This is a genomic window from Parcubacteria group bacterium (genome assembly GCA_041660065.1).
In the GTDB taxonomy this organism is placed as follows: Bacteria; Patescibacteriota; Minisyncoccia; order Moranbacterales.
Genome location: JBAZXC010000001.1, coordinates 60,522 through 83,504, shown reverse-complemented (window position 1 = coordinate 83,504; position 22,983 = coordinate 60,522). Strand labels below are relative to the sequence as shown.

Sequence of the window (22,983 nt, the reverse complement as noted above, 5' to 3'; positions counted from 1 at the left end):
TTTCAAGAAAAAATTATGTTTGTATTATAGCACATTTTGCATTCCAATTTTTTAACATTTCTATATTATTTTTTTGTACTATATTGGACTAACTTAGCGCAACACTTTTTCCTCTCCTCTTATATCAATGATCGTACTAGCCACCCCGCTTAATGATGCTTCATCATCAACTACATAATCAACCTGATCCACCATAGACTGTGGAATATCAGCTATTTTTAGCATGGAAACTTGTCCGGATACATTTACAGAAGTTGTCACGAACGGAACACCTGATTGACAAACGAGATCCGTAAACCAACAGTCCGGCATCCTGATCCCTATACTATCTTTCCCAGCGTTTACCAACGCATCAATAGCATTATTATTTTTCAGTGTCAAAATAAAAGAATATGGCCCAGGAAGTTTTTCTTTCAACATCAAAAGATTGGATGATGAAATAACACAGGAATCTTTGATCCACTGAAATGACGGCGCAATAACAAGTAATGGTTTTTTCCGGCGATTTTTGATAGAAAAAATCCTCTGCACACTTTTCTTATTTGTAGCATCAGCCCCAAGTCCTAACAACGTATCAGTAGGATATATAAAAACCTTGCCATTCTTTATTTCATTAATATAGAACTCTCTATTTTTCAAAATCTCGCCTTTTTCTAAAAAAATCATATTTTATCCAAAATTTACTATTAATGAAACTTGCTATATATAATAACTGATTTTTCAAAAAATACTATTTTATACTCGGATACATTGGTTACAAAAAGAGCCCAATGCAATATTGATCGAGCTCCTAGATACATCTGCATATTAATTGCAAAATGATTATTGACCAAAAATCTCTCTAAGCCTAGCACTATCATTTTCTGACAATAGGATGCGCTCAGAATTCATTCTCTCAAAATTTCTTAGATTATCATCAATATATCTTGGAACAACATGGACATGTAAATGCTCGAGAGTTTGTCCGGCGATTTTCCCTTCGTTCAAAAAAACATTTACACCCTCAGGTTTTAAATGCATTTTAACGATATTTGTCACCTTTTGTATTGATGTGATCAAATCACAACAAGAGGAATATCCCAATTCAGATAGAGAACTCACATGCAACTTCGGCACTACGAGCAAATGTCCTCGTGTCACAGGGTAAAGATTCATGATCGCAATTGCAAAATCCGTCTGGAAAAGCACAATTTTACTAATATTGACTACATCACAAAATGGACAGCCCATAAGCACACCTCCAGATTCTAATTTTTTTACAATCTAAAATTACGATTTCATTGATGTTTAAAGAGCAAAAAATTTATTGTGCCAAGTCTAACAAAAAAATGAAAAGATGTAAAGGTTCGTTCAAAAAATACTTGTGTTATCACACATCCTCATCGCTTAAAACTTCTGTACCATTTTCTTTTAATAATTGCGTGGTAATGCCATCCCCTTTAATGATCCTTCCTGTGAAACTGCCATCATAGATCTGTCCGCACCCACATGACGGGCTGCATTGTTTGAAAATTGCACTTTTTATATCATAAAGTTTTGCGATTTTCAAAACCTCTTGTGCTCCACGCATAAATTGCTCTGTCACATCTTCTCCGTCACGTGCAACAACACATTTGCCACACCGTTCTGCCGGTTTGCGTGGGGTAGACAAACCACCAAGTTGTTCCGGACATACGGGAATTAGCATTTCATTTTTTGCCAATACTAAAATTTTTTCATTTGGCTTACTCGCACCATTATAGCGACACGGCACACCAAGTAAGCAGGCACTGCATAATCTTGTCATACTAATTTTGTCTATTTTATATGTTCTTTTATAAACCCAAATAATTTCTCATAATTGATTGCTTCCGGATTTGTAGTGTCAAGGTCATACGTAACGCCATTGATATCCAATCGTTTGTCTTTTATTCCCAAACTATGCAAGATTCTCTCTTCCCCATAAAGATCTATGGTGTGCTTATGTCCTTTATGATAGCTGTCCTTTTTCATTCGTTCTTTGAATCTTTTTCGCAAAGGTTCTGTTTCGCAGTCACAATGGATCTGCAAGAGATTGACATCATACATTTCTTTTAATTTGTTTATTCTTTCATTATTTCTTTTCGGACTAAAATGTGCCTCGACCACCAAAGAGACGCCCTTAGACAAAGCTTCATTGATATAATAAAACACCAATTCAAATGCCGTTCGACCGATCTTGTCACTGAATTCAAAATCAAATTTATGTCCCATGGTATCCCACATCGTTTCTTTGACTGCATCCATACTAACCAAAGGCAAGACGAATTGATCAGAGATCCTTTTGGACAAAGTTGTTTTTCCCGTCCCGGGAAGACCGGATACAATGATCAGGGTGCTTCTACTCATAACATTTCATTAACATTTATATACCACATGCTGTGCAATCACATTTCCTACACGTCAATTTTTTCATATTCTTGCAATAAGTTCTTCCACGCATCATGCATACCTCTCAATTCCTCTTGCATCTCTGGAAAGAAACCCAGGTCTCGATAGTCCCGTTCCATTTTTGCGTATACCCTGAACTGTGCATTTTTTTCTTTATCTTCTTTCATCATATTGAAGTACATTGCATCTGTCATGTGACTGGCAGAATCAATAAATGCGACGACCTTTGCTTCCACGGTTTCCGGCATAACATCGCGACAGCGATGCGCCCGCACGCAATGCAATACTGCGTGCATACGATCTGTCGCATAATTTTCTTTTTCAAAAAAATCGCGCGCCCGTATTTCTCCACGCACTGCGTGATCCTCTTCTGTTGGTACCGGGTAATGTCCGATATCATGCAACCACACTGCCAATAACACTACTTCTGCATCAGCATTTGGATATCGTCGTAACATAAAATGTGCCCATTTTTCCATTTCTGGCACATGAGAAAGCAATCCGTATGGATCTGATCCAAAATTATCAACCATCACATAAAAAATCTCACGTGCTTTTTTGATAATATCTCGTGTTTGAATTTCGTCCATGTGTATTCGATAATGATTTAATCTCTTTTTACGATTGATTTTTTCACAAAATTATTTATTTCTTATGCAAAATACTTTCAATTCCATCTATTGCATCATTCCAGTATTTGCCATGCCGCACATATCTATCGGGATTATTTTTTAGATCTGCTGTGATCCACCGCGTAGAGACAAATCGAATTTCTTGCACTTCTTCCTTTTGCAGTTTCACCTGTGCAATATCTCCATCAAATGGTAAGAAATACACGTAATAAAATTCATTGTTGTGTATATTTTCATAGACCATAGCGACTTTCCTGATCATAAAAAATTGCAGATCATCTTCTTTGACCGTGAGTCCGATCTCTTCTTGTACTTCTCGCAGTGCCGATGCAAGAGGTTCTTCCCCCGCACCCACATGTCCTGCAACCGATACATCCCACCTATTCGGATACAGCAATTTCTCCTTTGCGCGTAATTGTATGAGGATATCTCCCTTTGTATTATAAATCCACACATGCGCCACTCTGTGCCATAAACCGTTTTCATGCGCTTCACTTTTCATCCGTTGAAAACCTGTCAGATGATTAGTCTCATCGCAAATATCTATACGTTCATCTGCCATATATCTTTGATACACTATTTAAAAAATTCCGGGAGATCCGTATGTGGATCTCCCGATCATCAGATTTTCAAAAGCCAAGTCTATACAGCAAATACTGTACCTTCTCATAAATTCTCTTACGCAATGTGAATATCACAACAGCCACACAAAGAACGACCCACCCTACACTTTCCATAGATCACCTCTCAAAAAAGCATAAAAAAACAAACACGGCCTTTTTGCCAAAGAACAATCTGCAAACCTACCATAATAATACCTGCTTGAAGAATAATAATCAACACAGTAAAATTACTACCATTTCATGCTATTTTGTGCTACACTTGAGTACAGAAAAATCCGCATAATCATTACCATTTTCTCATGCAAATCATCTCAATTTCCGGCCTTGACGGATCAGGAAAATCCACCCAAATCGATCTATTGCAAAAAGAACTTGAGAATCGCGGTCATAAGGTTTTTTATTTCCATGCGATCACCTTTTCTGTTGCCAATATCCTCAACGCAGGTAAAAAAAGATCGTCCGACGGTAAGACGTATGATGTCTCACATGCGTCATGGATCGCGATCTGCATGCGCAAGATCGCACTCGTGATCGATCTGATGCGCTTTCGCTTATTGGTCACACGACTTTCTCGGCAAAAGTATGACTATATTTTATCCGACCGATACTTTTTTGATATGATCGTCAACATCGCATATCTTTCCCGTAAAAAATACATCCCATTTTTTCAAAATATGCTGATCATGCCAGACCATGCATTTTATCTCGCTGTTGATCCCTACAAGATCATGCAACGCAATATTGCGCCTGCGCAAGGCGTGTCATACCTTATCGACAAAAACAATTTATACAACACATACAATGATCTTTTCCATTTTGTGTCCCTGGACGGCGATCGCGATCGTTCCGTCATTGCCACACAAATTTTGGAAACTGTTTTACACAAAAGTAATTGATTGACATTCTGTTTTATGAAAAATTTTTCCCGTTCACTCGTCTGGCTCACCATATCGGAAATCATTTTTAACGCTGCCGGTTATGTCATCCACAGCGCACTTGGACGCATCCTTGAGCCGGATGATTATGGTCGCTACAGTCTCGTGATCACACTCACCACTATGATCGTGATTTTGATTGGCAATGGCATCCCCACCGCCATGTCAAAATATTTAAGCGAGATCATCGAAAGCGATCCGGAACAGATTCGACCGATCAAACGCAAAAGCATGAAAATGCAAGCACTTCTCATGGCAAGTGTCACTGTTGTATTTTTTATCCTCGCACCGGTCATTGCCTATCTCCTTGGCGATTCATCACTCACACCGCTTTTTCAACTCTCCGCCCTCATCATTCCCGCTTTCGCCGCAGCATCCTTTTATTTTTATTTTTACACCGGATTGCATTTCTTTCGTCTGCAATCCATACTCAAGACTGTGCGCGCAACCAGTCGCGTGATTTTTATCATCGGTCTCGCATATTTCTTTGGCGTGAAGGGTGCGATTTCAGGTTATATCGTCGCGCCACTTTTTGTTTTTTCCGTTGCGATCATTTGCGACATCATCATCACACATCGCTATTTTCCCGCGATCAAAGATCATCCCATGAGCACAGCAAAAACATTTTCTGCCAAGACAATCCTCAACTACGCATGGCCATTAACTCTCTTTTTGCTTTTCTATGAACTCATTTCGACAATTGATCTCTACTTCGTCAAATCACTCCTTCACAGCGACCACTTGACCGGTATTTACAATGCCGCACTCACCGCCGGACGGATCCCGTATTTTCTCTTCTACGCGCTTACCATCATCCTTTTACCGGCAATCTCCAAAACAACAGCCGAACGTAAAGAAACAGAGACCTCCAGCCTAATCAATAAATCTCTCCGCCTGATGCTTTTTGTTCTTTTTCCGCTTGTCACACTTCTCGCACTCTACAGCAGACAAACCATTCTCCTCATTTATGGCAAAGACTACCTTGAGGCGGTGTACCCCATGAGTCTTTATGTGATCGGTGCCGGATTTCTCACGGTTTTTTATGTGCTTAGCTTTGTTTTGAACGGCGCCGGATTGGTCAAGATCCCTATGTGGCTCACACTGTGGGGACTTATTCTCAATGTTACGCTAAACTTTATATTGATCCCACAATTTGAACTCATCGGTGCATCATTTTCCGTTGTTGTTACCTCACTTTTCCTTATGATTGGATCACTCATCTATATCAAAAAACACTTTGCCGTGCACATGCCGATCATGCTGTGGATCATGTCGATCATTGCCGCGATCCTAATGATCTTTTTCTCCATATTTCTCCCTGCAGGCACTTTTACTTTCATCATTTCCAGCATTATTCTGTGTGTGATCTATTTTGGGACACTACGCATATCGGGACAACTTACAGATCATGATATCGCACTGTTCCTGAAGCGCAAAAAAAGAATGTGACATCCATATAATTTACTACGCGCAATAAAAAAACAAAAATGAATTTCAAATATTTTACCGGAAAAATTTCTCATGACCTCACATATCTTTATATTAGCCGCACCATTGTTTTTTTCTCAAATGGATTTTTTGCGATCTTTGTGCCAATTTTCTTGTATGAAATGCTTGGACACAATATCCAAAAAGTACTATTATTCTATCTCATTGGCTCTTTTCTCTATCTGCTTCCTTTGCCACTTACCACAAAATATATTGAGAAATTCAGTTTAAAAGGCTCTCTCTATATTGCAACGATCGCGGACATCCTTTTTCTTCTCATTCTCGGCATCACCACACCTCAAAACATCCACCAGACGATCGGCATCGCCTTATTTTTTATCACTGCATTTCGCTTATTATACTGGCTGCCGTATCACACCATGTTTGCTACATTCTCCGATCAAAACAACCGCATGCGTGAGGTCAGCACATTTATGGCAACTATGCATATCATTGGCATCATTGCACCACTGATCGCGGGTGTGATCCTTGCATATGCATCCTATCAACTACTCTTTATCGTTGGCATAATCGTTTATGCCACGTCACTCATTCCTCTTCTCTCGCTTTCCAATGTTCATGAAAAATTTTCATGGACATATATGCAAACATGGAGAAACCTCTGCGCGAAAAAGTATCGCCCTGCGATGATCGCATATGTTGCCGATAGTGCAGAATCTTCTGTCGGTACGATCATTTGGCCAATATTTATTTTCAATCTTCTCAATGGCGATTATATGTCGATTGGAATGATTTCAGCACTCACGATCGGGGTTACAGTGCTATTGGAAATGTTCATCGGTAGATACGCCGATACCCACCACAAAAGGAAAAAAATGCTAAAGATCAATTCCATCCTTTATGCACTCGGATGGCTCGTCAAAATATTCATTATCACCGGCTTTCACATTTTTCTTGCAGATACCTACCACAAACTCACCAAAGCTCTCTCACAAAATTCCCTTGACGCGATCACCTATGATCTCTCAGCCGATCAAGGACATTATGTGGATGAATTTACCGTCATCAAAGAAATGGCTATAAACATCGGAAGGATTTTCCTTTATGCTACAGCGATGGTCATGGCCATATTTGTTGGTTTGCAATGGACATTTCTCCTTGCGGCAATCGCCACGATGCTAGTCAATACAATTCGGTTGCAACAAAAAACCACTTAAAAAAAGTGGCTTTTTGTTTACGTATGATCTGTCTATCACCCAAAAATACTATTTGATCTTATACGTTACAGAAATTTTTGACACAAATTGATTTTCTCCCTCCGGCACAACCGGCGCAGATGCCACGTCACTGCCACCCATACCGGATTTTTCCATCGCATACATAGGCTCCGACGGTGGCGTATCGTTACTATAGTCATAAAAACTCACCACACTTTCGATCTGCACACCGAGATTCTTTGCAATTTTCTGTGCGTTTTCTTCAGCATCAGCAATTGCTTGCTCACGCAATTCCTTTTTGATCGATTCATCGTCATCCACAAAGAATGTCAGTTGTGACACATTATCGAGATCAGCACTATTTACAACACCCAACACATCGGAAACCTTCTCCAAATCGCGCATGATCACTTCTACACGCTGTGACACGCGATATCCCTCAAATCTCTGTACACCGTCATTATATGAATATTCCGGAGAGATCTCATAGTTGACCGTTTTGATATCTTTTTCCTCTACACCATTTTTTGCTAACTCCCCCACCAGTGTATTCATCCGTTCATTGACAGATTTTGTCGCCACATCAGTTGATATATTTTTTGACGTTACACCAAATGACACTTTTGCCGTATCCGGCTTTACAAATGTTTCTGCCTTACCATCGACAGAGATCGTGTGCTCAAGAGAAGACTGGTTCATATCCACGGTGATATTTTTTCCCGCAAAGATCATATATGCCACACAGATGACGATCGCGATCAAGCATATATTGGTAATAGTGGTCGACTTGATGTCCATATTTTTTCGTTTAATAAATTACATTTTGATAAATCAAACCCGGTTGGTCCATTTCTTTTGGAGCGCTTTCTCCATATCAATGCCCAGCACATGTGCCACAAAAAGTGACATGCCGACAACATCAGCCAACTCTTGCGCCATACGTTCCCGCGAATCCTTCTCGTCCATGAATTTTTCCGGACGACTCATGCGCTCATGGATCAAAAACGCCTGTGCAAACTCCCCCACTTCTTCATAAAGCTTAAGTACGGCAAATTCTTTGCTCGGTTCAATACTATACGTGTCACAATATCCCTGCGCCGTTGCAATGATCTCTTCATTCATTTGGGAGAAATCCATAGAAAAAAACTTATATTATTGATTGTTTACACTTACATCATTTTTCTTACCCCTCAGTGCGTGAATGATCTTTTTGACAACAACATAAAAAACCCATGCGATAAATCCATAGAGGATCATGATCGGGATCACACGAATGACCAAAACGATCACAAAATTTACAAATCCCTGCATATCACTCAGTAGTCCATTGATCGTTTCTTTTGCCACCTGCAATGGTCGCCATTGATCGGAAAAAGTCACATTCTCATCCTCTGTCACAGAGATTGTGATCGTGGCATAGTCTGTTTGTGATTCCATATATGTGATCTGCGCTTGTAATTGCTCGATCTCTCCGCGCACACGCGATACCTCTCGCGTTACATCGATCACATCTGACAATTTACCGGATTGTTCAAGAATTTTGAGAAAAGATTGTTCTTCAGCTTGTTTATTCTTGAGCCGTGCTTGCAAATCACGATATGCCAGCGTGACATCTTGCCCAGAGGTTGATTCGCCCACCACAACCGTCGCTACTTTTTTGAGCGCCTCAAACGTACTGCCAAATTGATCAACCGGCACACGCACCTCTACGGTTCCACTTTTGATATCCTGCGTATCTTGATAAAAATTTGACGAATAGACCTCACCTTTGTGTTCTGTAGCAACTGCAGTCATTTGTTCTACCGCACGATCCACATCATTGACGCGCATCGTCAAACTGCCATTTTTGATCTCTTTTTTCTCTATGGGAACACTTTCCACATCAGCCATTGGTGCCATTTCCCCTACAGCTATGCCCTCCATAGAATCCCTACCACTCGTAGCAGACATCACTGTGTCCATCGGTGCGGATGATCGCGTGACACCTGGCGCACCAAATCCCTTTGTAACTCCCACAGTATTATTGGATGGACGAGAATTGCTCGTCATACGCAATGCTGTAATAATCGCCGCTAACACGACAATTGCCACAACAAGAATAACGAGGTATTTCTTCAATCTTTCCATATTTTTTTTGTTATGTATTTAATTATCCACAATTATAACATCTCCGGATTACCCTCACAACATATCGTTACCCATCCACATCGCTATTTTTCAAATATCTGTCGCCAGAGATATCGTTTTTGTACGCCATCTGCAAACACAGGATCCCTATCATTCTCACGAAATACTTTTTTTTCATCCGTGACAAATTCCGGTTTCGCACGCAAATAATATCCGGTCAACGTCCCAAAATTTTTGGTTTCAACCACATCCAACCCCACTAAAAATTTTTCCAAGAAATCTTTTTGTTCTGATTGCGCACGGATAATAATAAAATAATTACCTTGTCGGAAAAGTGGCTTCAGATCTTCGGGAATATGATCACGCGGAATATCACGATAATCCACACGTTCCCAAAACGCTCTTTTGTACTCCGGTTGCGCGTGCACAAAAAGCGGCTCCCCATTCGCACGATATTTCGTCTCCATCCAATCCACGATCTCGATCATTTGTGCATATGTCACACGCACTTTTTCTTTGAGAATACGATCATGATGTGCAATTACGAGAGATGCGTCCGTTGTTGCGCGTGCTAATTCATGGTAATACTGCGCGAGAAAATAGAGGTTCGCACCCATACACAGCATAACTAAAATAGTAGCAAATATTTGACCTGATTTTTGATGCTCTGCGGAAATTGCTTTTGGCAATAGCCCAACGATCACAAAAGCCAGTGGCGCATTAAGAAGGAAAAATCGCGGAGCAAGATCATATGCCAGAGGTGTATATACGAGAAACAAAACTGCCGACCATATCAATATGAGACGGAGAAAATTCTTTCGTTCTCGATCTTCTTCTGCGCGATAAAGAAATACCCAGCACCCGAAAGCACAAAAGATCATAATAAATGAAATGACACCGCGTACAAGTCCATAGCGACAATCATAACTACACTGCAGATCGCTTCCATCAAGTTCCGGAATTGCAGCCAACTGATCTCCCGTCACAATCATCCAATAAAATTGCGTATGTTGCCCAATATTATAAACAACCTTATCCAATAATGTATGCGGCGACTTTGACGTTTCTTCCGCCCCTTCTTCAACATCTTCACCACCGCTACGATTTAATGCCACATCGATAAATGCGACAAAATTATCTCCACCTGTCTTGATGTCATTGATAATAAGGGGCACATTGAGAAATATGAATACCGCAACTGCCAATATCCAATAACGCACAGCGATCCACGGTCGCGCCCATGTAAAATATACGATTGCGATCAGAGGCATTGTCACAAAAGCCACAAAATGCATACTGCTGATAAATGCAAGTGCAATACTCGCTGTTACAAGCCACCATCCTGCATTTTTGTTTTGCTGTCCACTCGTGCGCAAGAGCGCATATGCAAAAAGAAGTGTGAATGGCAAGATCAAATTCGGATTCCACCCGAAACGACTATATGTGATAAGAAAGATCGATACAGAAAATATCCCGGTAAGTCCCACAGAAAGTCCTTGATCGAAAAATCGTCGCACAAAAAGATAAAACAAAGGGATTGCCAAGATATTGAGGATAAGAATGATCGCCACGCTCCCTGCAGGCGTATCGCCAAACACAAGTGCACTACCATATTCCAAATAGTACATCAGCGGACCTAATCGTAAAAACGATCCCGCGGCTCGCGGTCCCTGCAAAGGCAGTTCACCCGGACCATATTCCATCGCCGCATGCACCACGCGAAAATCACGCGCCTGATCCAACTGATAATGCATCCAATCAGCAAAATGATACGTACGCAAAAACGCGCCTACAACCACGATCAACAAAACGACCCAAAATATTTTATTATACAAAATATTTTTCATTCTTAATTTTTTAATTCTTAATTCATTAACCCTTTAATTCTTTAATTCGTTAATCCCTAGAACCCCATCGATACACACGCACATCACCATTGAGCAGTGATGAGCCCTTTACACGCTCAAAGCTTGCATCAAAATACTCTTGCGCTTCTTTTTCTATAAATGTCTCATCGTTGTCAGCAATGACCACCCATCCTGCAGGATGACTTTGCACGATCTCTTGCACGTATGCAAACGTGATCTTTTTGACCTTGCCCTCTTGTACCAATTGTTCTTCCGCACGCTCCGAGCCAAAATCAAACACCTGCGCATCAAGTCCACTCCAATAATAATTACGAAAATTACGCGTAATAAGCACCTCCCCACTTGTGTAGTTGCGTTTTACATAATCAAACACCTTGCGATAATCCACCGTATCCGCCTGCGCGGTAATATGATATGTATTGTTTTCCTCCAAAAAATACCCATAATTCGGCAGAAACACGCAACACGCAAAAAGCACAAAGAAAAATACTTTTCTTTTTTGCGTGATCTTTTGTGCATATTCCGCGAGATATACGATACCGGCAGATGCAAGGATGAGTCCAAACGGTTGTGCAAAAAAGATATATTGCGCCCCCACATTGCGTGACCAAAAAAACATCGCCATAAAGAGACTGACAAAAAAAGAGCATCCAATCCACACGCCCGCGCGCATATGTTCTTTATCCCGTACTAAAACCCATGTACCCAAAATCATTACCGCTCCACCAAGAAGGGGATGCCAATAGTTGCGCAAAATATGTCCCATATAACTCACATGTTCCGTAATGGACAAACTTTGTATAAAATATACCCAATCCGCCGGACGCACGAATTTTATCAACAAAAGCCCCACACCAATGACGCCAGCATATGCCATATATCGTTGTCGCATGACACCCTCACCTCCGCAATAGATCATCACAACAAAATATACAACAACTACCAAAACGAAGTTTCCAGTCAATGCATGCAAATGCATCGCCAATGCACCAAACAAGATCACCGGCACAATATAAGGCCACCGCACAGCAAAAAATGACTGCATAAATCCACGACTAGCCCCAGATTGAACCGTGGACACGATCGTGGATTCAATGAATTGGAAAAGACTCCACATAAAAAGCAAAAAGACTGGTGCGAACATGCTGTACATCCTGATCTTACGATTGATTTCGATCGCCGGCACACTTACCGCCCAGAGAAATGCTGCTATAAATGCAATCCACCGATTTTTGGTATAACTGAGTGTGACAAAATATAAAATAATCGTCGTAAGAATTCCCCATAGCGCACTGACCAAACGAATGGTAAATTCAGTCGGTGGCAAATAATGATATAGTTGCGCCACTTGCCATCGATAGATCCACGCACGCCCATCACTTGCCTCATTGAGACGCAAACTTGGTTCACCATGATTGAAATCCCACGCCTGCCACTCTCCCGTCTTGAAATATCCATATGTCGCATTCACGTCCAAAAACTCATCAGCGACAAATGGCACATTACCCAATCCCCATAAACGCAGAAACGTCGCGAGCATGATCACACCAAACAACCCTATATAAAATCGACGATGTGCGGTCAATTCTTCGATGATCTTTTGCATAAAATAATGAGATGATTATATATCCATTGTATGGTTTTTTGATCCTTTTTGCAATTGCATTATCACCGCACAAAACATCGCGAAGAAAGATCATTTACGATCGTACTACGCTCATGCGGCACAAGTTTATAAAGAGCAATTGTGCCAAAATCCTTTTGTTTTTGTATGGAGTGTGTTGCAAGCATCTCTGTGTTTAGTTGCATAGAAGATCCCATTTTTGCTAAAACAAAATATGTCATACCGCGTGTATCCGCCACATCAAAACCGCCTCGTTTCATGTAACATAACGCCCGATCATCACCTTGTTCAATCGTAACGATATAATACAATGCACGCGCATAACGATTATCGCCCACGATCATAAATGACTCCTGCGCATCCTTAGCAGACTCAATGAATTCACCTGCCATACGCAATTGAGACAATGTCACGATATCATCACGATTCATCGCGATATCATGCCATTCTGCCGGATCAGCGATAGTCTGTGCTTGATCGATCGCGGAAAAATACCGCCACGACATCGTCAGATTTGTCGTAACAAAAGCAATAACGATCATGCCAACAACCATCCTCCCGTACTTTCCCCACCCTAGCACTGCTTCCAAAAGGACACCAAGGATGATAAGAAATGGCGTCGCGAGAAAAAGAAAGAATCGCGGAGAAATTTGATATGCAACCAATGTAAGAAATGCACTCCCAAAGATCAGCCAAAGAAAGACCAGGAGAAGGCGTTTTCTTTTTCCTAAATATTCCGCATCAAATTCTTTGGGTTTGCGATAAAAAATATATAATGTATAGAAAAAAACACAAAGCGACACACCGAAAGAACTTAGCGCAAAAATATGATGTGGCAAAGCCTTTTTACACTGCGCATCACAGACCAACGGGAAATACCCGTGATTCTTTTTGTCTGTACGAATATTTTTTCTTCCATTGTTATCCGCACTGAGAATATTCCAGTAAAACGTACTTGACTCCTGGATATAACGAAAAGCTTTTTCCACAATGTCGTGTTCAAGATCCGATGCGACATTTGCATCGGATTCCGCATCTTCACTCATTGCAACAGAAGAAAAAAACATGCGCGTATTATGTCCATGCGTATGCACTTCACTGATAATGACCGGCATGTAAAAAAGAGAAATGATACACACTGCCATTATGAACACACGGAATGGAATACGCATTTTTGTCATGACCATATACACGATCGCAACAAGCGGCGCAACAATAAATCCGATGAAATGCAATTGTGTCAACACGCTTATGCCACAGATAAAAACAATAAGCCATTTTGCATGAAAAATTTTTTGCTCATATGCACGCAATAACCCATAAAAAGTAACAAGCGACCAAAAAAACATCCCGTTTGGATTCCATGCAAAACGCCCATATGTCACCAAAAATAACGACGTCGCCACAATTGCCGTGAGTGATACACTGACAAAACGAGAAAAGAACAATCGTGCAAACAAATAAAATAAAGGGATCGCACATAGTGAAAAAAATAGATCAGGCAAAGCCACGGCTTCCGGCGACACGCCAAAGATCATGCTCGCAAAAAATCCGAAATAATAAAAAATCGGCCCGAGAAACAATTCCCTGCCTCGCGCTTGCGGACCCAAAAGAGGCAAATGATCGAAACCTCCGTGCACCGCATCATAGATCACAAAAACATCCCGCGCTTGATCAAGCTCAAATGGCATCCACACACTGAAATGGAAAACACGCAAGAAAATACCCATCGCGAAAATAATACCCAATAAAACACATGTATATTTATACTGCGATGCTTTGTTTGCGATATCCTTGATTTTACCCATATTTCATCTATACTGAACGTATTGTAATAATATGTTTTTTTGGATAAGTATGCAAACTATCCCACGGTTTAGTCCTCGATCAATCGTTCTTTCTGCACTGTTATTTTTTATCACACTGGTCATTATTGTGCATAAAGTTGACGCTCTACGTGCATTACATATTTTTTCCTCACTCAAGATCTTTTATGCACTTTTCTTTATCACTTCTGGCTATATATCTTTTTATTGTTATTACACATTGCACAAGAAGATTCTCCTTTTTTTTACAATCACTGCACCATCCATTTGTGCATTTTGTATTGCTTTTTTTATTACCGGCGCGATCCATTATATCTTTTATCTTTCTGTTGGCCTCTGGTTCATTGGTCTAATCGGTTATCTCCTCTACCAAATCGACACGCATCGCACGATCACATCTGACATTGACATACCGTCCCAACAACATGTAGAAAAAATATTCACACCATTCAATATAACATTCACACTTGCAATCGTGTTATGTTTCATTTTTTTTGGACTATTTCGTTTGAACAAAGGATCTTTTGTAGATGAAAAACTCTGGACATACGGTGAGGAATCCCGTATTGAAAAGTATTATCCGAACATTTTACAACGTGACTGGAAAAATACGCGTCCAAGCGACAAGCCCGGCGTCACATTGGCAATGATCTCCGGTGTTGGCTTACTATGGACCACACCATCTGATTTTTATCATAATTTTGACAACGGTCCAAAACTTGCACAGATGCTCTACATCATGCGACTCCCAACGCTCATTTTTTGTGGGATCATGATCATATTATTTTTCATATTCATTCATAAACTGTTTGGACAAAAAACGGCGACTCTTGCAACGCTGATGATCGGCTTATCGCCAATTCTCATCGGCATATCACGCCTCATCAATCCCGATGCACTCAGTTGGGTTTTTATGCCATTGACCTTTTTGTGCTATTTTTTATATCTCAAAAAACGGACACGTTCATGGCTCTACAGCACCGGTGTTTTGTTGGGATTATCCCTCCTCACCAAATACATCGCCAATCTTTTTATTGTATTTTTTATTCTTGAGATCTTTTCAGGTTTTCTCTTCAGTAAAGATACGATTGACACATATACCTATCTCCGCAATAAGATCATTGACATCGGCATCATATTATTTCTTGCACTCACAACTTTTTATATTCTCTTTCCCGGTACATGGCTCATACCGAATCGACTACTTCTTGCAACGATCGGGAGCGAGGCATTTACCCCTGTGTGGAAACCATTTTTAGGATTTTGTGTCATTTTTTTGGCTGATCACTTTTTTCTTCGTTCACAAATTTTCATTTGGATCATTACACTATGCAAAAAATATCGTGTATTTTTTTTCTACACAGTTTCCACGATTTTTGCGATCATCATGATCACTGTCATCGTAAACGCAAGTGCACATATGTTTCTGACAAACTTTGAAAGACTCCTCGCAGCACCCAAGAGCACTTCCCAATTTTCCATTCTTGCAGTTTTTTCTTCCGGATTCTATGCGATGATCTATTCCATATCTCCCATTATACTTGTTGGTGTCTTTTGTGCGATCATCGCATCATTTGATCGCACGATCAAAAAATTTGATCATACTTTTTTGTGGCATACGATGCTCTTTATTATTGTATTTTATGCCGGTTCAGCGATCAGCCTCATCGCGGCAACAACACGTTATCAAATCATTCTTTATCCACTCTTTTTTGTCATCGCAGCATATGGATGGCACTACATGTGGACTAAGTTAAAATTTCCTACACTTTTTATCATCGTCACATTTTTGTTTGCTGCGACATCACTATACACACTTTGGACAGTTAAGCCATTTTATTTTAGCTATACGAGCATGCTTTTGCCAAATGCATACATCGTCAATCCAAAAGATATGGGTGACGGTAGTTATGAAATTTCAGAATATCTCAACACATTGCCTCATGCACGCGATCTCAAGATATGGTCGGACAAAAACGGCGTTTGCGTCTTTTTTGTCGGCTATTGCAATAGTCGCGTGCATCTCAATGAATTTGATGAAAATGGCACTGATTATGACTATTATGTCATTTCTCGCGGCAGTGAATATGGCACGAAACGCATTACGGAACAACGACTTGAAGCAGACCCTTCCTATCCTCTCCGGCTGGATCGTTTGTACGATTATCCGAACAGCATCTATGAGATTTCCCCAGGAAATCGACGCGCAAATTATATTCGCATCATCTCGGGAGATGATCTGGTCATTTTAGATAAAAACAATGCATCTCAATAAAGAAAAAATTTTCGCTACACTCCCACTTTTTGTTGCAATGATCGGTTTCGTTGCCTTTGGATTTTTTCACTTGTCAAAATTTGAAACAACTGACGAACATTTTTGGAAATACGATCGCATTCAAAAATATTACACGGGACTCCACGACGGCATCACAAAAAATGATTGGAAAAAAACCCGCATCAATGACAAGCCTGGCATCACCGTTGCACTGCTCAGCGGTTTAGGTTTACCCTTTGCGCCGGATCCGCAAGGACACAGCAATATCGCAGTGGAGGAGTCCACACGATATACTGACAGTGATGGAAATTCTGTGAAACTATATGACGTTTCTTTTACAGAACAGACGGAACGCATCAATTTCGCATTGCGCACACCAATCCTCCTTTTTAATGCGCTGATCCTTCTCCCGCTTTTGTTTTATCTTCTACTAAAAGCCTTTGGCATTCGCATTGCGCAGATCTCCATCCTTCTGATCGGGCTCAATCCCATACTCATTGGGATCAGCCAAATCATCAACCCTGACGCGATCCTTTGGGGCACTTCTGCTATTGCTCTTATCAGTTTTTATGCATTTCTCACACACGGACAAAAGAAATTTGTTTTTATCTGTGCTGTCGCGACAGGATGTGCATTACTCTCAAAATACACTGCGAATTTACTCTTTGTTTTTTATCCGATCATATTTGTGCTTCACACATTTTACAGCGAAAAAATAATTTCCTTCCTGTCCTATGTCAAAGCGATTGCCACAATTGCTTTTTCGTCATGGCTGCTCTATGCACTCTTTTTGCCGGCAACGATCCAAAATCCCGCACACTTCCTCTACGGCACGATTTATTCCCCCGTTCTCTCCGTACTCGCCAATCCTTTTATCTCCCTCTCACATTCACACGATCTTTTTTTTACCGCCAAAGATGATTTTCGCACAATTCCTCTTTTCCTGTTATCAATGATCGTTTTTGGAATTTTGACCATTATCCTTCCTTTCATCGGTGCATGGCTCACCACACGTTTCAAAAAAACGACACACATTATCCTCAAGACAATACTTGTACTGTACATTGCGATCATCAGTATTTCACTGATCAATGCGTGGACAAGAACCCCGTTTTTTCCTCTTGAAAACATCAAGGAATCATCACAACAACTTGAAAAACTATCATTTCCGCAATTGGCACAATACAGTGAACCACTTCACACACTTTTTGCAATTGCAATTCAAATGCAAAACGTGATCTTTTCTTTGCATCCGCTTGTTCTTCTGCTAAGCATATGTACAGCCGTTTTTCTTTTGTGGAACAAAAAAATTCCGCATCAACCCATGGTATATTTCCCGTTTATTGCAACAATCATATTTGTCGGTGGTGGTATACTATCAGACATCTTTGTCAATGTGCGCTATGGTCTCATGCTTTATGTGCCTTATGCTGTCCTTGCTGCAATTATACTGACCCATATGTTACACGACGTCTTACCGCAAAAATTTCATAATAAAAAAGAATTTCCTATACTCCTCGCTATCATTATCATCATGCAAAGCATTGCTCTCTTTGGCAGCGCACCGTATTTATTCAATTACGAAAGTATCCTCTTGCCAAAAAAATACACCGTCACTGATTCGTGGGGATATGGCGTATATGAGGCCGCGATGTATCTCAATACACTGCCCAATGCGCGTGACTTGATCGTGTGGTCTGACCATGACGGACTTTGTGAATTCTTTATCGGCAAGTGCATCAGTCCTATCACGATCGACCTGGATCACACGGATATTGGTTATTTCGTCTTTACGCGCCGTGGGGTCATCCACAAACCATTCTTGATCACAACCACCGACTCTCAGAAAAAAGTTGATCGAGATTTCTATTACAGCGCGGAAACATTTGCCCATCCGGCATGGCGACTAAATATCAACGACCGTCCGGACAACTACATCATCATCATTCCTTTTGCAAAAAAATAAAATACTTATTATAAAAACAATATTTTTCTGTATTTCCCATAAAATACAAAATGCCCAAACCGTTGAAAAGACAAGGGTTTGGGCATTGTTCACAATGATCTATTCACCTGCTTCCATATCGGTATCAGTATCCACATTGATCGTTCCGCCAAATACTTTTTGCAATTCAATGCGTGCTTGTTGCACGACTTCTTTGAATGCGTTGACTGCTGTTTGCACAGCCACTCTCTTGGTCTCTGCAAGTTTTTGAATTTCTGTACCCATCGTGCGTGTTTCACGAACTCCGGCTTTAAAGGTTTCTCGTGCGTCTTTTAACTCCGCATTCAATGTCTTTGCAATTGATTTGAGATCCGTTTCTGTCGATGTATCGCTGCATGCGCTTTCCGCTTTTGCAAATGCCGCCTCCTCCGATGTCTTGTAATCTGCAAACAATTTTTCAATTGTATTTTGCTTCTCTACAACAAGTGCATCCACAGCATCTTGCATATTTTTGGTCGCCAAATCGATTGCGGCACGACGCACTGTCACTGCATCTTCTATCGTTGTTTCAAAATGCTTCACCGCTTCTTTTTGCTCTGCAGTTGTCGCCTGTGTCATGAGTGCGTCATAGAATTTTTGGCGTTGTGCATCGCGCATCGCACGACGTTGTACCAATTCTTCATGCCGTACGGTACGTCGCTCTTTGACCTGTGCCAATTTCTCAGTGACTTTTTCCAATCCCAATTGCTCTCGATTTACCGTTTTTTCTCGCATATTCTCAACGCGCGCGGTGATCCTATTGCAGATCTTTTCCGCTTTCTTGTCTGCGATTTCTGTTTGCTTGTCTGCCTTCTTATCGGCGATTTCTGTTTGCTTGTCTGCACGCATAGCGGCACGATCATCAGCATTGCCGGCAACAGCATACACGGATTGCGTTGCAATAATTGCCGAAAATGCAATGCCCGATATGATAATTGTTTTTTTCATATAATATTTTTTAATAATTGAATGATCTATTAAAATGCAACATTTTCTTCTGGCATCACATTCTCCACATCGCTGAAATCCACACTCTCATCAGTAGCTGTATCTTCTGCATCAAATTCTATATCAGCATCCTTCATGACATTGATCGGTTTTTGCTCTGCCACAACATCTTTCCCATTTTGTTCTGGTTGCGACTTTATCGTTGCCACATCATTAGGAATATCATTGATCGTTCGCGCATTAAAAATGATCGCGCCGGCAACGATCACAACGATCACAATAAAGATCGCCATATAGTGTCCGCTTTTCATATTGTTTTTTTGTTTAATGATTATTTTTTATTACACAACGATTATATCACAAAAAAACCAGTCATACAATTTCTATGACTGGTTTGATATTTACAAAAAATCAACGCGGACATCGTCCAAAGATCATATGCATTGCTTCCTGTCCTCCAATGGCATGCGCACGATCAATGTATGCACTCCCATAAGCATTTGCAATACAAACTCTACCAGGAGAGGAAAATTTTTGGTCAACAACACCGCCAAAAAACAATTTATGATCTCTGTTGAGATAGCGAATGTCTGCGATAATCTCAACGTCACAATTTTCCAAAAGAATCACAGTAAGATCGATCGCATCCTTGTCTGTCACTCTGACAGTACCAGCTCCAACACCGCCTGGCGTTGTAACCCAATAGCCCTCATCCGCAAAAGACCGAATGCTCCCGCAACAGAAATTCTTCTGTCGCGGATCTGCACCATTTGCAATTACATCTCCTACACAAAAACGCCTATTTTTTCCCCATAGTATCCTCCGTGTGTGTTTTTGTAGAATCAACGCACGAGCATCTCCGACCTACGATTTTTGTTATACAATAATAAATGAACTTACAGCTACACGATAACGTACGCTTTCTCTCGTAAATTGTCAAATCCCCTCCTGCATCTTTTTCCTCTCTTGCAAAAAAAATGGAATCCCGGCAAAGCTAATCATCATCTGTATCACACGAGACAAAAGCACAACAGCGACTGCCGCACTGCTGGAAACACCAAACAATCCAAACAAAAAAACATATGCCCACTCCTTCGTACCAATATTGCCGATACTTATTGGCGCAGCAGCAATAATATTTGTAAGAAAAACAACGCTTATAAAATTAACAAAAGACAACTGTACGCCCATTGCGAGAAAAAGCGTGTAATTTGCACATGCAACACCCACAAAGGCAAAGGCAAAAACATATAAGAGTGACATCGCTCCAATATGACGCCTGCGAAAGCGTAACAAAATATTTACATACGCGATCACATAGCGTGGCATACAACGCATGACAGCTTGCACATATTTTGCATGATAAAAAATGATCAAAAAACCGCTAACTGCCAAGAAGGCACTGAAACCGCACACTATCCAAAAAACGACGACACCATACATGATCTCTCGCATACTGAAAGCACTGCATAAAACAGCCAGAATGATCGTGCCAAATAATCCTGAGATGCGATCAACAACAACGGTCGCAGAAGCGGCTTTCAGCCTTTTTTCTTTTTTGCCAAGCGCAAATGTTCGATAGGTATCACCCCCTACGAATGACGGGAAAAAATTATTCAAAAATGTCCCAAATATATATGTCTGCATATAAAAAAGAAAGTCCTTCTCAAAAGAAAGATGTCTGGCCAAAACGCGCCATTTTTGCGCGCTGATCATAAGTCCGCCAATATAAAAGACTATGGATACTATAACAAGCCACGGATCCATTGAAAGAAAATATCCCCAAACTTCCGCCCAATCGACATTTCTCACCAAGAAATAAACCAGGACACCGGTTATAAAAATCTTTCCCATGATCTTTATGTATTTTTTGATGCGTTTTTTCATGACATTGTGTGATACAGATGTTTATATTGTTCTGCAACGTGTTCCCAACTCATTTGTTCGGCAATTGTGCGGCTCGCATGACCAAATCCGTCACACACCTCCGGATTTTCGATAAGGATCTTCAATTTCTCAACAATTGATGCCACATCATGCATTTTGATGAGATAGCCGTTCTCTCCGTCGCGTACCAGCTCCTCCGCCCCGCCTGTCGGCGTCATCAGAACAGGTAATCCCGCAGCAAGAGCTTCCAGCAAATTATTGCTCATCCCTTCGTTAAGCGATGGCATGACAAATACATCCGCATCACAGTAAATTTGTGGCGATTGATCTTTTGTATATAATCCGGTAAATACCACGCGCCCGTCCAAGCGATATTTTTTTACCTGCGCCTTTAATTCTTCCATGGCATTTCCCTCGCCGCCAGCAATGCGCATGCGGATATGCGGATACAGATCAAAAAGTTCCACAAACGCGTCAATCGCATAGTTAAACCCCTTTCTCCGAGAGAGCCGCGACGCTAAAAGGATGCGGAATTCCTTTTTGCGATCAGCGAGAGTGCGCAAGCCCGGCGTATAGAAATGCGTATCAACACCATTGGCGATCTGAAGAAATTTTTGCTCTGGTGCACTTTTTCGCGCCAATTCCGTAAGTCCCCTACTATTTGTCACTACATATTTTGCCTCTCGCCACACGTAATGAATGACCGGAGTCAAAATACTATACAAGTTCATAAATCGCTCACTATACCCCGGCACATCCGCACCACGCAAAGATACAACGTAAGGAATTTTGTATTGCTTTTTAATGAGAAGAGAAATCACACCGCATGGCACACCGAAAAAACTATGCGTCAGATCATACACATTTTTGTGCATCAGTTTGCGCGCAAAAAAATATGCTCTCCATGTATATGTGATCAATTGCCATTTGGTCTGATAATTCAATTGTCCCTCTTTTTTGCCAATCGGCAAAAAATGGATCGTGATCTGCCCGCCGATATGTTCACTGTGATATTTCCGACCAATCGACGATGTGATGAGGTCAACCGACACATCATTGCTACGCGCATATTCCCGCAAGATATATTTGGTCGCATTGGCCGCACCACCGCCAAGAGGCGGGTATTCGTAATTGAAAAACAATACTTTTTTCATATTATACATTATACATGAAAAAAAA

Annotated in this window: 22 protein-coding genes; 5 read left to right on the top strand and 17 right to left on the bottom strand. The window is 40.9% G+C overall.

The annotated features are described in order from the left end of the window. Window positions 1-93 precede the first annotated feature (93 nt). The 6 genes from WC819_00400 to WC819_00375 all read right to left on the bottom strand — a co-directional run bounded on the left by WC819_00400 (window position 94) and on the right by WC819_00375 (window position 3,603). The gene (locus WC819_00400; GenBank protein ID MFA5985791.1) at window positions 94-666 is read right to left on the bottom strand and encodes an L-threonylcarbamoyladenylate synthase; all 573 of its coding nucleotides are present in this window, start codon (window positions 664-666) and stop codon (window positions 94-96) included. A 156-nt stretch (window positions 667-822) separates the two neighbouring features. Next, window positions 823-1,230 (bottom strand): HIT domain-containing protein, encoded by a 408-nt coding sequence (locus WC819_00395; protein MFA5985790.1) that lies wholly within the window; start codon window positions 1,228-1,230, stop codon window positions 823-825. A 139-nt stretch (window positions 1,231-1,369) separates the two neighbouring features. Beyond that, window positions 1,370-1,786, bottom strand: a complete 417-nt coding sequence (locus tag WC819_00390; GenBank protein ID MFA5985789.1) for a DUF523 domain-containing protein — start codon at window positions 1,784-1,786, stop codon at window positions 1,370-1,372. Window positions 1,787-1,797: 11 nt separating this feature from the next. Further along, window positions 1,798-2,367 carry an AAA family ATPase gene (locus WC819_00385; GenBank protein ID MFA5985788.1) on the bottom strand — a complete coding sequence of 190 codons (570 nt, stop codon included), beginning with the start codon at window positions 2,365-2,367 and terminating at the stop codon, window positions 1,798-1,800. Between the two features lie 47 nt (window positions 2,368-2,414). Then, window positions 2,415-2,999: an HD domain-containing protein gene (locus WC819_00380; GenBank protein ID MFA5985787.1), complete on the bottom strand. Its 585-nt coding sequence runs from the start codon at window positions 2,997-2,999 to the stop codon at window positions 2,415-2,417. A gap of 55 nt (window positions 3,000-3,054) precedes the next feature. Beyond that, window positions 3,055-3,603 carry an NUDIX domain-containing protein gene (locus tag WC819_00375; GenBank protein ID MFA5985786.1) on the bottom strand — a complete coding sequence of 183 codons (549 nt, stop codon included), beginning with the start codon at window positions 3,601-3,603 and terminating at the stop codon, window positions 3,055-3,057. Between the two features lie 360 nt (window positions 3,604-3,963). Here WC819_00375 and WC819_00370 point away from each other — a divergent pair, with 360 nt between their 5' ends. The 3 genes from WC819_00370 to WC819_00360 are packed head-to-tail and all read left to right on the top strand — an operon-like array spanning window position 3,964 to window position 7,265. Further along, window positions 3,964-4,560, top strand: coding sequence for a hypothetical protein (locus WC819_00370; protein MFA5985785.1), 597 nt, complete (start codon window positions 3,964-3,966; stop codon window positions 4,558-4,560). Between the two features lie 15 nt (window positions 4,561-4,575). After that, a complete protein-coding gene (locus WC819_00365) occupies window positions 4,576-6,048 on the top strand; it encodes a flippase (protein MFA5985784.1) in 1,473 nt (490 codons plus the stop codon). 38 nt (window positions 6,049-6,086) lie between these two features. Next, window positions 6,087-7,265, top strand: a complete 1,179-nt coding sequence (locus WC819_00360) for a hypothetical protein (protein MFA5985783.1) — start codon at window positions 6,087-6,089, stop codon at window positions 7,263-7,265. A gap of 48 nt (window positions 7,266-7,313) precedes the next feature. Here the strand turns inward: WC819_00360 and WC819_00355 are convergent, their stop codons facing one another. From WC819_00355 to WC819_00330, 6 genes are all read right to left on the bottom strand, one after another. Continuing rightward, window positions 7,314-8,063, bottom strand: coding sequence for an SIMPL domain-containing protein (locus WC819_00355; protein ID MFA5985782.1), 750 nt, complete (start codon window positions 8,061-8,063; stop codon window positions 7,314-7,316). 33 nt (window positions 8,064-8,096) lie between these two features. Continuing rightward, entirely contained in the window at window positions 8,097-8,402 is a 306-nt protein-coding gene (locus WC819_00350) for a MazG-like family protein (protein MFA5985781.1), read from the bottom strand. 15 nt (window positions 8,403-8,417) lie between these two features. Further along, window positions 8,418-9,392 (bottom strand): DUF4349 domain-containing protein, encoded by a 975-nt coding sequence (locus tag WC819_00345; protein ID MFA5985780.1) that lies wholly within the window; start codon window positions 9,390-9,392, stop codon window positions 8,418-8,420. Window positions 9,393-9,475: 83 nt separating this feature from the next. Beyond that, window positions 9,476-11,239 (bottom strand): glycosyltransferase family 39 protein, encoded by a 1,764-nt coding sequence (locus WC819_00340; protein MFA5985779.1) that lies wholly within the window; start codon window positions 11,237-11,239, stop codon window positions 9,476-9,478. 49 nt (window positions 11,240-11,288) lie between these two features. Continuing rightward, the gene (locus tag WC819_00335) at window positions 11,289-12,866 is read right to left on the bottom strand and encodes a hypothetical protein (GenBank protein MFA5985778.1); all 1,578 of its coding nucleotides are present in this window, start codon (window positions 12,864-12,866) and stop codon (window positions 11,289-11,291) included. A 62-nt stretch (window positions 12,867-12,928) separates the two neighbouring features. Next, window positions 12,929-14,692 carry a hypothetical protein gene (locus WC819_00330; protein MFA5985777.1) on the bottom strand — a complete coding sequence of 588 codons (1,764 nt, stop codon included), beginning with the start codon at window positions 14,690-14,692 and terminating at the stop codon, window positions 12,929-12,931. 49 nt (window positions 14,693-14,741) lie between these two features. Between WC819_00330 and WC819_00325 the strand changes: the two genes are divergently transcribed. After that, window positions 14,742-16,985 carry a glycosyltransferase family 39 protein gene (locus WC819_00325; GenBank protein ID MFA5985776.1) on the top strand — a complete coding sequence of 748 codons (2,244 nt, stop codon included), beginning with the start codon at window positions 14,742-14,744 and terminating at the stop codon, window positions 16,983-16,985. Continuing rightward, complete coding sequence (locus tag WC819_00320; GenBank protein MFA5985775.1) at window positions 16,972-18,951, top strand: glycosyltransferase family 39 protein; 1,980 nt, start codon at window positions 16,972-16,974, stop codon at window positions 18,949-18,951. Before WC819_00325 ends, WC819_00320 begins: the two co-directional genes overlap by 14 nt. A gap of 99 nt (window positions 18,952-19,050) precedes the next feature. On the opposite strand, the gene WC819_00315 is transcribed toward WC819_00320, so the two are convergent. From WC819_00315 to WC819_00295, 5 genes are all read right to left on the bottom strand, one after another. Continuing rightward, complete coding sequence (locus WC819_00315; protein ID MFA5985774.1) at window positions 19,051-19,917, bottom strand: hypothetical protein; 867 nt, start codon at window positions 19,915-19,917, stop codon at window positions 19,051-19,053. 29 nt (window positions 19,918-19,946) lie between these two features. Further along, complete coding sequence (locus WC819_00310; protein MFA5985773.1) at window positions 19,947-20,228, bottom strand: hypothetical protein; 282 nt, start codon at window positions 20,226-20,228, stop codon at window positions 19,947-19,949. 100 nt (window positions 20,229-20,328) lie between these two features. Next, the gene (locus WC819_00305) at window positions 20,329-20,763 is read right to left on the bottom strand and encodes a hypothetical protein (protein ID MFA5985772.1); all 435 of its coding nucleotides are present in this window, start codon (window positions 20,761-20,763) and stop codon (window positions 20,329-20,331) included. Window positions 20,764-20,853: 90 nt separating this feature from the next. Next, complete coding sequence (locus WC819_00300) at window positions 20,854-21,804, bottom strand: lysylphosphatidylglycerol synthase transmembrane domain-containing protein (GenBank protein MFA5985771.1); 951 nt, start codon at window positions 21,802-21,804, stop codon at window positions 20,854-20,856. Further along, on the bottom strand, window positions 21,801-22,958 hold the full coding sequence (locus WC819_00295) for a glycosyltransferase family 4 protein (protein MFA5985770.1): 1,158 nt from the start codon (window positions 22,956-22,958) through the stop codon (window positions 21,801-21,803). The genes WC819_00300 and WC819_00295 overlap by 4 nt, the downstream gene beginning before the upstream one ends. Window positions 22,959-22,983: the final 25 nt, after the last annotated feature.

Excerpts from the sequence above, each read along its gene's own strand:
- WC819_00400 (MFA5985791.1), bottom strand. The coding sequence starts at position 666 with ATGATTTTTTTAGAAAAAGGCGAGATTTTGAAAAATAGAGAGTTCTAT.
- WC819_00395 (MFA5985790.1), bottom strand. The coding sequence starts at position 1,230 with ATGGGCTGTCCATTTTGTGATGTAGTCAATATTAGTAAAATTGTGCTT.
- WC819_00390 (MFA5985789.1), bottom strand. The coding sequence starts at position 1,786 with ATGACAAGATTATGCAGTGCCTGCTTACTTGGTGTGCCGTGTCGCTAT.
- WC819_00385 (MFA5985788.1), bottom strand. The coding sequence starts at position 2,367 with ATGAGTAGAAGCACCCTGATCATTGTATCCGGTCTTCCCGGGACGGGA.
- WC819_00380 (MFA5985787.1), bottom strand. The coding sequence starts at position 2,999 with ATGGACGAAATTCAAACACGAGATATTATCAAAAAAGCACGTGAGATT.
- WC819_00375 (MFA5985786.1), bottom strand. The coding sequence starts at position 3,603 with ATGGCAGATGAACGTATAGATATTTGCGATGAGACTAATCATCTGACA.
- WC819_00370 (MFA5985785.1), top strand. The coding sequence starts at position 3,964 with ATGCAAATCATCTCAATTTCCGGCCTTGACGGATCAGGAAAATCCACC.
- WC819_00365 (MFA5985784.1), top strand. The coding sequence starts at position 4,576 with ATGAAAAATTTTTCCCGTTCACTCGTCTGGCTCACCATATCGGAAATC.
- WC819_00360 (MFA5985783.1), top strand. The coding sequence starts at position 6,087 with ATGAATTTCAAATATTTTACCGGAAAAATTTCTCATGACCTCACATAT.
- WC819_00355 (MFA5985782.1), bottom strand. The coding sequence starts at position 8,063 with ATGGACATCAAGTCGACCACTATTACCAATATATGCTTGATCGCGATC.
- WC819_00350 (MFA5985781.1), bottom strand. The coding sequence starts at position 8,402 with ATGGATTTCTCCCAAATGAATGAAGAGATCATTGCAACGGCGCAGGGA.
- WC819_00345 (MFA5985780.1), bottom strand. The coding sequence starts at position 9,392 with ATGGAAAGATTGAAGAAATACCTCGTTATTCTTGTTGTGGCAATTGTC.
- WC819_00340 (MFA5985779.1), bottom strand. The coding sequence starts at position 11,239 with ATGAAAAATATTTTGTATAATAAAATATTTTGGGTCGTTTTGTTGATC.
- WC819_00335 (MFA5985778.1), bottom strand. The coding sequence starts at position 12,866 with ATGCAAAAGATCATCGAAGAATTGACCGCACATCGTCGATTTTATATA.
- WC819_00330 (MFA5985777.1), bottom strand. The coding sequence starts at position 14,692 with ATGGGTAAAATCAAGGATATCGCAAACAAAGCATCGCAGTATAAATAT.
- WC819_00325 (MFA5985776.1), top strand. The coding sequence starts at position 14,742 with ATGCAAACTATCCCACGGTTTAGTCCTCGATCAATCGTTCTTTCTGCA.
- WC819_00320 (MFA5985775.1), top strand. The coding sequence starts at position 16,972 with ATGCATCTCAATAAAGAAAAAATTTTCGCTACACTCCCACTTTTTGTT.
- WC819_00315 (MFA5985774.1), bottom strand. The coding sequence starts at position 19,917 with ATGAAAAAAACAATTATCATATCGGGCATTGCATTTTCGGCAATTATT.
- WC819_00310 (MFA5985773.1), bottom strand. The coding sequence starts at position 20,228 with ATGAAAAGCGGACACTATATGGCGATCTTTATTGTGATCGTTGTGATC.
- WC819_00300 (MFA5985771.1), bottom strand. The coding sequence starts at position 21,804 with ATGAAAAAACGCATCAAAAAATACATAAAGATCATGGGAAAGATTTTT.
- WC819_00295 (MFA5985770.1), bottom strand. The coding sequence starts at position 22,958 with ATGAAAAAAGTATTGTTTTTCAATTACGAATACCCGCCTCTTGGCGGT.